This is a genomic window from Protofrankia sp. Cr1 (assembly GCF_963555865.1).
Classification (GTDB): domain Bacteria; phylum Actinomycetota; class Actinomycetes; order Frankiales; family Frankiaceae; genus Protofrankia.
Map to the genome: position 1 here is coordinate 1 of NZ_CAUVXO010000142.1, position 1,870 is coordinate 1,870.

Genomic DNA, 1,870 nt, shown 5'->3' on the forward strand with positions numbered 1-1,870 from the left:
GAATAGAACTGGGTGTTCAGCCCGTAGCCGGCCTCCAGCGCCGCGGCAAGGGCCATGGTCTTGAACGTCGAGCCTGGTTGGAAGACCGCGGTGGTCGGCAACGGTTCCTTGGTCTGGTTGGCGGCGGAGTTCGAGCCGAAGACACGGTTCACCGCCATCGCCAGGATGTTGCCGGTGCCCGGTTCGATAATCACCTCGGTCGCCGATACCGGGTTGCTCGGCGCTATGACGGCGTTGACCGTGTCCTGGGCCGCAGCCTGGACCTTGGGCTGTAGCGTCGTCCTGATCACCAGGCCGCCTTCGTGGACCTGCCGGGCGCGCTCGGCTTCGGTCGTGCCCAGCGCCGGGTCGGCGAGCAGCTGGGCACGGACGAAGTCGCAGAAGAAGGGCGCGCTTGACGTCTCGCACGAGTCCTGTGCTGCCGCTGCGGCGGCCCGGATGACCGTGACCGGGGTGGCCTCCGCCGTGTCCGCGACGGCCGGGGTGATGTAGCCGAGCTCCGCCATCCGGTCCAGGACGACGTCGCGGCGGACCCTGGCGGCGTCGGGATGGTTCACCGGGTCGTACAGGGAGGGGCTCTGCACGAGCCCGGCCAGCAGCGCCGCCTGGGGCAGCGTCAGGTCTGCGATCCCGACATGGAAGTAGTTCTGGGCGGCGGTACCGACACCGTAGTTCCCGTTACCGAAGTAGGCGATGTTGAGGTAGCGGCCGAGGATCTCGTCCTTGGTGAGGGTGTTCTCCAGCGCGACGGCATACCGGGCTTCCTGGATCTTGCGCTGGAGCGACGTCCCGGCCGCGTCCTCACGCTGCTGCTTGGTACGCGCGTTCTGCAGCAGCACGTTCTTGACGTACTGCTGGGTCAGCGTCGAGGCGCCCTGCTGGACGTCGCCCGCCTCACTGTTGCGCAGCGCCGCCCGGGCGACCCCCTTCACGTCCACCCCGCCATGGGTGTAGAAACGCGAATCCTCGATGGCGACGATGGCCTCCCGCATGACCCTCGGGATGGCCTTGCCGTCAACCACGGTGCGGTTCTCCTCGCCGCGCAGCGTCGCGATGAGACTGCCGTCAGCGGCGAGGATGGTGGAGCTCTGAGGAAGCGGCGGCGTGGCGAGCTCGGCGGGCAGAGCCAGGTAATGGTCGGCCGATGCCTTGGCGAACAGGCCGACCGCGCTGATCATAGGTAGGAACAGCAGCGCCAAGCCGAGCCCTGCGGTGGTGACGACCAGCCCGATGCGGGTGAGCCGGCCACCCCGACGCCGACGACCGCCGTTGTCATCGTCGCCACCGCCACCGCCACCGCGATCGCCACCGTGAACGTCACTGACACCGTCGTCGTTGACACCGGTCACCCTGTCGCCATGACCACCTGTGGGGGTGGTCCGCAACGCGGAGTCTCTCTGCACGGCCGTGACGTCACCTTCCATGATCACATGAGCTGTGGCCCACGAGGAGATTCTGACTGACCCCCGTGGCAGGCCGGAACCCGGCGCGCTCGCCGTCCCCTGGATGGGGCTATGTTGTGCGCCGCGCCGCCGGGTTGTGCGCGGTGCGGCTGGCCGGGTGTGCCCGGTCGCGTCGATGAGTTCCCCGGTTGTCCGAAGGCATGCGCTGGAGTATGAGCCAGAGCACACTATGCTCTGATCCGGACCTGAAAAGTCCTGAATATCCCGACCGTGCCTTTCGTGGTCCCTACAGTGGTCCCGTGGCTACGGGACGGCGCCGGTGAGCGCGCAGCCAGCTGCGGGCGATCGGCCCGAGCCTGCTGGCCGCGAAGTCAACATGCTGTGTCCGACCTGTGATGGCGTCGGGCGGGTGGGCCTGCTTCAGGCAGCGCGGCTGGATGGCGAACCATGCCAGATCAGGTCCACGA

General features: G+C 68.0%; 2 protein-coding genes. Both read right to left on the reverse strand.

What is annotated here, in order from left to right; all coding sequences use genetic code 11:
• A partial coding sequence (locus U9980_RS13295; protein ID WP_322768193.1) for a transglycosylase domain-containing protein occupies positions 1-1,403 on the reverse strand: 1,403 nt, incomplete at its 3' end.
• Between the two features lie 286 nt (positions 1,404-1,689).
• The coding region (locus U9980_RS13300; RefSeq protein WP_322768194.1) for a hypothetical protein at positions 1,690-1,870 on the reverse strand (181 nt) is incomplete at its 5' end.